At 37.1% G+C, this 6,320-nt stretch carries 12 protein-coding genes; all 12 read left to right on the top strand.

From position 1 onward, the window contains the following. Positions 1–130: 130 nt before the first annotated feature. Positions 131–325, top strand: coding sequence for a hypothetical protein (locus Q9Q35_RS06030; RefSeq protein WP_304652587.1), 195 nt, complete (start codon positions 131–133; stop codon positions 323–325). Then, entirely contained in the window at positions 322–723 is a 402-nt protein-coding gene (locus tag Q9Q35_RS06025; RefSeq protein ID WP_304652586.1) for a hypothetical protein, read from the top strand. Before Q9Q35_RS06030 ends, Q9Q35_RS06025 begins: the two co-directional genes overlap by 4 nt. Positions 724–797: 74 nt before the next feature. Beyond that, entirely contained in the window at positions 798–1,262 is a 465-nt protein-coding gene (locus tag Q9Q35_RS06020; protein ID WP_304652585.1) for an ArpU family phage packaging/lysis transcriptional regulator, read from the top strand. 285 nt (positions 1,263–1,547) lie between these two features. Next, the gene (locus Q9Q35_RS06015; RefSeq protein ID WP_156399008.1) at positions 1,548–1,685 is read left to right on the top strand and encodes a hypothetical protein; all 138 of its coding nucleotides are present in this window, start codon (positions 1,548–1,550) and stop codon (positions 1,683–1,685) included. After that, positions 1,685–1,852: a hypothetical protein gene (locus Q9Q35_RS06010; protein ID WP_004047968.1), complete on the top strand. Its 168-nt coding sequence runs from the start codon at positions 1,685–1,687 to the stop codon at positions 1,850–1,852. Before Q9Q35_RS06015 ends, Q9Q35_RS06010 begins: the two co-directional genes overlap by 1 nt. A 349-nt stretch (positions 1,853–2,201) precedes the next feature. After that, positions 2,202–2,441 (top strand): DUF6275 family protein, encoded by a 240-nt coding sequence (locus tag Q9Q35_RS06005; protein ID WP_304652584.1) that lies wholly within the window; start codon positions 2,202–2,204, stop codon positions 2,439–2,441. Between the two features lie 47 nt (positions 2,442–2,488). Then, positions 2,489–3,004, top strand: a complete 516-nt coding sequence (locus Q9Q35_RS06000) for a ParB N-terminal domain-containing protein (RefSeq protein WP_304652583.1) — start codon at positions 2,489–2,491, stop codon at positions 3,002–3,004. Next, entirely contained in the window at positions 2,983–3,660 is a 678-nt protein-coding gene (locus Q9Q35_RS05995) for an ABC transporter ATP-binding protein (protein ID WP_304652582.1), read from the top strand. The genes Q9Q35_RS06000 and Q9Q35_RS05995 overlap by 22 nt, the downstream gene beginning before the upstream one ends. Next, complete coding sequence (locus tag Q9Q35_RS11975) at positions 3,564–4,019, top strand: GNAT family N-acetyltransferase (protein ID WP_370648889.1); 456 nt, start codon at positions 3,564–3,566, stop codon at positions 4,017–4,019. Before Q9Q35_RS05995 ends, Q9Q35_RS11975 begins: the two co-directional genes overlap by 97 nt. A gap of 22 nt (positions 4,020–4,041) precedes the next feature. Then, positions 4,042–4,518 (top strand): small terminase subunit, encoded by a 477-nt coding sequence (locus Q9Q35_RS05990; RefSeq protein WP_304652581.1) that lies wholly within the window; start codon positions 4,042–4,044, stop codon positions 4,516–4,518. Further along, positions 4,505–5,755, top strand: coding sequence for a PBSX family phage terminase large subunit (locus Q9Q35_RS05985; RefSeq protein WP_304652580.1), 1,251 nt, complete (start codon positions 4,505–4,507; stop codon positions 5,753–5,755). Before Q9Q35_RS05990 ends, Q9Q35_RS05985 begins: the two co-directional genes overlap by 14 nt. Next, positions 5,755–6,320, top strand: a 566-nt coding sequence (locus Q9Q35_RS05980; protein ID WP_304652579.1) for a phage portal protein, incomplete at its 3' end; no start/stop codon positions are given. The genes Q9Q35_RS05985 and Q9Q35_RS05980, both read left to right, overlap by 1 nt.

The following is a 6,320-nucleotide window of genomic DNA, read 5'->3' as shown; positions in this document are numbered from 1 at the left end:
TGATAGGTTTTTAAAAGAGAATGTCGAAGGTGATGTAAAATGACAGCATTAACAATCGTTATCGCAGGCACATGCTTGGCGATCGGAATTTTTATCGGATATGCAATTAATGAGTAAGGAGGCAATTTCTATGTTGGCAAATGGAGTGTGGAATGCACTAAATATTTTAGGTGTGTCAGGGTTACTAGTAGCTATTCTGATTAGAATGTCGCAAGGATACTTTATCAATGCTTTGGTACTAGTTGGATTACTAGTGGCTTACTTAGTCAGTGTGTGCATGACCAAATTATATGAGATCGTGGATCTATTGAGGATGAGAAAATGAAGTTCGCAATAGCAGTCGACATCTTGAGTAAAAAATTTGGTGATGTGCTATCAAATGAACGATGCGAGATGAAGAAATATGTTAAAAAACATCCAGAAGACAAGCTGATCGCAGAAGCCTTTGAAGTGTATATCAAGTTAGTTGGTATGCCGAAAAAAGGTGAAAAGAAGATCGATTGGAGTAAGTCTGGTGGCAAAAGATATAAGCCAAAAGGTAAGAAAGAAAATCGTTACTTCAAGACATGGTATCTATTTGATACGCAGACTGGTGAAAAATATGAATTTGGGATAGCACAAGAAGTTGCTGATTTTGTAGGCTGTAATGTTTCAACTGTCATGATAGCTAGACAAAAGAAATCACTACTAAGAAGACGCTACAAGGTGATCGCAGTCAAATAAAAAAGCTACCGCACTAATTGCGATAGCCCTCCAAACAAACATTCACTACAAATTATAACATGGAGGGCAATTTGATGGAAATCGATATGAGCAAAGCTGAGGAGTTTGCAGCGTGGTTTTCGGGTATTGATGTTGATGTGATCGAGACATCAGCTAATGTACGCAAGTTTTTCAAGCAAGATTATCCAAAATTAATGCGAGTGGCTGGTGTTGGAAATAGCTTTTTAAAATCGCCTGTGATCACTGATGAACCTAAAGCGCCCTCTTTTGGCAATAACTTAGAAGAGCGGATCGTAAAACGTGTATATGCACAAGAAACATTAGAGCGGGTCATTGATGCTTTAAATGCAATCAGGGATGAGAGCAAGCAAATATTAATTGCTGTATATGTTGATGATTTAGGCGCATGGGAGATATGCGAAAGGTTAGGATGCGAAGAAACACAATATCGAGTAAAAAAACGCAAGGCAGAAAATGAGTTTGCAGACGCTTTTGAGACGTGTTGTCCATGGTGGAAAGATCTACACAAATATAAGTGAAAAAGTCTGAGAAATCAGGCTTTTTTAATATAAAAGTATTGCAATTACGTAATGTATATAGTACAATAAAGTAGTACCAAGAAGGAGGTGAGATTGATGATCCTGCTTAAAAGGTTACAAGCAAAAAAGCCCACTAAAACCAAACTTACTATCAAGATCAATTTGGTAATCGTGAGCTTTGAGCTTACTTTTGAGTGGTAACATTGATTAGTTACCACAGGAGGGGAATCGCCCTTCCCCTTCTTGGTACTTTTAGTATAACACAATAATTAGGAGGTTGTACAAATGAAGTTATTTGAATATCAAAAAGGTAAATTTAAAATGAGCGCTTCTGTTAGACGAACTACAAAAAAAGAAATGATCACAAGTGCTATCGCTTTGATCGTGATAGCTGGATTAATTGCTTGGTGGGTGATGAAGTAATGGCATTATCACAGACAGAACGGAATAAACGTTGGCAAGCTAAGAATAAAGAGAAAGCTGCCTATATGCGTAAGCGATCGGTAGCAAGGACGTTTATCACGAAGTATGGTAAGTATGAAGATCTATTGGAGCTTAAAGAACTGCTTGATAAGAGATTATCTGAATAACCGTTGCTTTTCCGCTGGAAATCCGCTGTAAAACCGTCGAAATAGCGCTGGTAAACCGTCGGAACATCATAGTATCATGATAGTGTTCCAGAAATGGGACATGAGTTTGATTATTTACTTTGAGAATATCTTGGATGCGAAAGCATGACGTGCTAAAGCGTCGCTAAATAAGTTTAGCGTGTGGGCGCGATAAGTCCTTGCCACCACAACGACCGAGAGTGGCAAAATGGCTTAATCTAGTGAGCGGTAACTTCCCCATACCGTGTTGGTGCAATTCCAGCTTTAGCCTTTGTTCATATCATAAGTCAGCTTAATCGCTGGCTTTTTTTGTTTTAGGAGGTATACGATTATGGATGGACAAAAATTTCTAAATCTATGTATCGAGAAGATTTCTAAACACATGGGAGTAGCCAAAGAAAATGTTTTGGCTGTGTGGAGTTGTAAGGTGTTGCAAAATAACAAAGCATTACTAGGTATTTCAGGATCTAACGATGCATATTATGAGTTTACCTATAACGGAGATAAAAAAGAATTGTACATGGATGTTTATTCTAAAGATCACAATGTAGCTTTTAAAAATATTGAGTAGTCAGCTGTAACAGGCTGGCTTTTTATTTTGCAGAAAGGAGCGATCAAATGAAAGTAATCGAAATGCCTATTGATCAAGTTAAGCCATACGAAAACAATCCCCGAGTCAATGATGATGCGGTAGAAGTAACAACTAATTCTATCAAAGAATTTGGGTGGCAACAACCAATTGTGGTTGATAAAGATAACGTGATCATTGTAGGTCATACACGCTTAAAGGCTGCTAAGAAATTAAAATTGAAAAAAGTTCCAGTTGTGATTGCTGACACATTATCAGAACAACAGGTCAAAGCATATCGTTTAGCTGATAACAAAACCGGTGAATTAGCTGATTGGGATATGGAACTGTTAGATATAGAACTAGATGATATTGTTGATCTGGATATGTCTGATTTTGGATTTGATGATATTGAAGAAGATACTAACAAAGATCTTGAAGATTTGTCAGATAAAGATTTAACAGTTTATCAGCTTATCTTAGATTTTGAAAATGAAGAAGAATTACAAAGTGCTTATGGAGCATTAGCCGAGGAGGGGTATCAATGCAAAATTTCGACATTTTAAGAGAAAGTAAAGTAGATAAAACTTTCAGAGTTGCACAAATTGAAAATGACTTTGATTTAAATATAGAAAAAAGTGTCGAACATTTTAAAGGATCGTTTGATTTCCCTGAAAGTTGGCAAATCGGATTAATTGTTGGTGGATCTGGAACAGGTAAAAGTACGATTGCTAACGAAATTTTTAGTAATAATGTTATACAAGGCTTTGAATATACACATAAGAGTGTTGTTGACGATATGCCTAAAAACATGAGCTTAAAAGAAATTTCAAAGCTATTTTATTCTGTAGGGTTTGGATCAGTACCATCATGGTTAAAGCCATATCATGTATTATCTAACGGAGAAAAAATGCGTGTGGACATTGCTCGAGCATTAGCTGAAAAAGACTTAATAGTTTTTGATGAGTTTACATCAGTTGTAGATAGAAAAGTAGCAAGAACAACATCTATTGCGATCAATAAGGCAATTAAAAAAAGTAACAAACAATTTGTTGCTATTTCGTGTCATTTTGATATAACCGAATGGTTACAGCCAGATTGGGTATTTAATACCGATACAATGCAATTTTCTTTTATAACGGGCACCGACCCGAAAAACGGTTTTATATCAGAAAATGCGATTATCAAGAATGGCGAAGATTTAGGAAGTATCACTATTTAGATACATCTTTAAATAAAGCGGCTAGGTGCTTTGGTATCTATGATGATGAAAAAATTATTGGTTTTGTAGCAATTTTGCATGTACCACACAAAATAAAGAATCTAAAACGAATATCGAGAATAGTTATTTTACCAGATTACCAAGGTATTGGTATAGGTACGCAAGTAGTTGATTTTTTTGGAGAATATTATAAAAAGCTAGGTTATAAGTTATCAATCGTTACTAGTGCCAAGAATATGATTTTTTCTTTAAAAAGTAATCCCAAGTGGAGAATGTCAAGATATGGTTATGTATCACAGCATTCTAATAAAACATGGAAGGTTCGAAAAGTGAAAACTGCTGGATTCATGTACAAATAGAAAGGAGGTGGCGTTACTTGAAATGGCAAGAGGACAATATAAGAAGTGGCTGAAGCAAGAAAATTTATTATTATTGCAAGGTTGGAAACGTGATGGCCTGACTGATGAACAAATCGCTCATAATATTGGAATTAGACGTGAGACGTTGTATGACTGGATAAAGAAATACCCTAACATATCCAACGCCTTAAAAATGGGAAAAGAGCAGGCTAACTTTATCATTGAGAATGCACTGTTCAAAAAAGCTAAGAATGGGCACGTCACCGCCCAGATATTTTGGCTCAAAAATAATTGGCGTGATAAGTATAACGATAGTCAGTTATCGGTTGAAGAAAGAGAGTTGCTTAAGCATCGTATTAAAGACTCTGAACTTGATACGAAAATCAAAGAAGCTAAACTTAAGATCTTGCAGAGTGAGGGTGCTAATGCAGAAGATCACTTATTAGAATTGATCGAAACGATTGAAAGCGAGGATGAACGGGAACATGGCACTGAATGACGTACTGACAAAGAAACAGCGTGAAGTGTTACATGCTTATCGTACTCAAGAATTTCGTTTTCTAATCAATTCGGGTTCTGTTCGTTCAGGCAAGACGTATATTGACAATTACTTATTCTTGCTTGAGTTGTATAGAGTCAGAAAGCTGGCAAAACAGCTGAGAGATTCAAATCCTAAATATATTCTTGCTGGTGTATCGTCAGGTACGATCTATACGAATATCATTTCAGAGCTTGGTAATCAATTTCGCATATCACCTAAGACTGACCGTTTCGGGCATTATCATTTGTTAGGCGTTGAGATCGTGCCAGCATATACTGGTTCTATTCGTGGTATGGCATCTATACGTGGTATGACAAGCTATGGAGCATATATCAACGAAGCTTCATTAGCTGATCAAAACGTATTTCAAGAGATAAATAACCGCTGTTCACGACCAGGAGCGCATATTATTTGTGATACTAACCCCGACCATCCCGAGCATTGGTTAAAAGCACAGTATATCGATAAAGAAAATGATAGTGGCAAGACGTTGTACTTTAATTTTAAGCTTGAAGAAAATACAACACTTGATCAAAGCTATATCGAAGGTCTTAAGGCGACCACACCAACGGGGATGTTTTACGATCGTTCTATCTTAGGGTTATGGGTATCAGGTCAGGGACTTGTTTATCCTGAGTTTGACAGACGTACAATGACAATAAGCAGACAACAAGCGTTCGATGAAACATACGAGCGCTTTTTTGTTGGCGTTGACTGGGGCTTTAACCATAAGACTGTTTTTACTGTTATGGGATATAGAGATGGTCAATATACGCTAATGGAAGAGCATGCTGCTAGTTATGAGCAGATTGCTTATTGGGTAGATGTGGCAAAGGATATTAAGGAGCGTTTTGGGAACATCCCTTTTTATTGTGATACTGCTAACCCTGAACATATTTACGATCTGAGTCAAGCAGGCATTCGAGCAATGAACGCTAATAAAAATGTCTTGAATGGTATCGAGTATGTAGCTGGAGCAATGCATAACGACAAATTTAGAGTCGTCTATGATGATTGTCCACAGTTTCGCAAAGAGATCTATAACTATGCTTGGAACGAAAAGACGGGCGATGTCATCAAGAAAGATGATGACTGTATGGACAGCATGCGTTACGCAATGTATAACGATTATCTGGACCACTTAGAAGAAAGCATGTCAGTTGAAGAGCTGGCTAGATTGAAGAGGTATATGTAATGTTAAAAGTGAATGAATTTGAGAACGGCATAGAGTTAAGTGATAACAGTATGCTGTTTCCTTTTAGCGTTGAAAGCAATATCCATTATCGGGTCAACTCTTTAGATGACTTGAAAGGTAACAATTATGAGACGCTAACACAGATGATACGGCACTTCATCACTAATCAAGTGCCACGATTGGAAGTTTTAGATGGTTATTCTAAAGGACGTAATGCAGGTATCTTTAGTGGTGATCGCCGTTTGGATAAAAATAAAGCTGATCATCGGATCGCACATAATTTTGGTAAGTTGATCGCACAATTTGTGGCGGGATATACGACTAGCGTGCCACTGTCATATAGTTTGCCAGATGATAACGAGTTGAACGATAAGCTACTAGAGTTCAATAAAGCAAACGATATAGCGACCTTGGATAACGAGTTGATGTATGATGTGGCTAAATTTGGACGTGCTTACGACATCCAATATAAGAATGATGACGGCAATAAGATCAAACAAGCGAATGTGTTTGAAACGTTTGTGATCTATGACACGACTATCGAACGCAGACCAGTAGCGGCGGT

Origin of the sequence: uncultured Ligilactobacillus sp. (assembly GCF_948826705.1) — a bacterium.
Lineage (GTDB): Bacteria > Bacillota > Bacilli > Lactobacillales > Lactobacillaceae > Ligilactobacillus.
The sequence above is the reverse complement of the archived record's forward strand: the minus strand, read 5'-3'. Positions and strand labels throughout refer to the sequence as shown.

Excerpts from the sequence above, each read along its gene's own strand:
- Q9Q35_RS06025 (WP_304652586.1), top strand. The coding sequence starts at position 322 with ATGAAGTTCGCAATAGCAGTCGACATCTTGAGTAAAAAATTTGGTGAT.
- Q9Q35_RS06030 (WP_304652587.1), top strand. The coding sequence starts at position 131 with ATGTTGGCAAATGGAGTGTGGAATGCACTAAATATTTTAGGTGTGTCA.
- Q9Q35_RS06020 (WP_304652585.1), top strand. The coding sequence starts at position 798 with ATGGAAATCGATATGAGCAAAGCTGAGGAGTTTGCAGCGTGGTTTTCG.
- Q9Q35_RS06010 (WP_004047968.1), top strand. The coding sequence starts at position 1,685 with ATGGCATTATCACAGACAGAACGGAATAAACGTTGGCAAGCTAAGAAT.
- Q9Q35_RS05990 (WP_304652581.1), top strand. The coding sequence starts at position 4,042 with ATGGCAAGAGGACAATATAAGAAGTGGCTGAAGCAAGAAAATTTATTA.
- Q9Q35_RS06015 (WP_156399008.1), top strand. The coding sequence starts at position 1,548 with ATGAAGTTATTTGAATATCAAAAAGGTAAATTTAAAATGAGCGCTTCT.
- Q9Q35_RS05985 (WP_304652580.1), top strand. The coding sequence starts at position 4,505 with ATGGCACTGAATGACGTACTGACAAAGAAACAGCGTGAAGTGTTACAT.
- Q9Q35_RS06000 (WP_304652583.1), top strand. The coding sequence starts at position 2,489 with ATGAAAGTAATCGAAATGCCTATTGATCAAGTTAAGCCATACGAAAAC.
- Q9Q35_RS06005 (WP_304652584.1), top strand. The coding sequence starts at position 2,202 with ATGGATGGACAAAAATTTCTAAATCTATGTATCGAGAAGATTTCTAAA.
- Q9Q35_RS05995 (WP_304652582.1), top strand. The coding sequence starts at position 2,983 with ATGCAAAATTTCGACATTTTAAGAGAAAGTAAAGTAGATAAAACTTTC.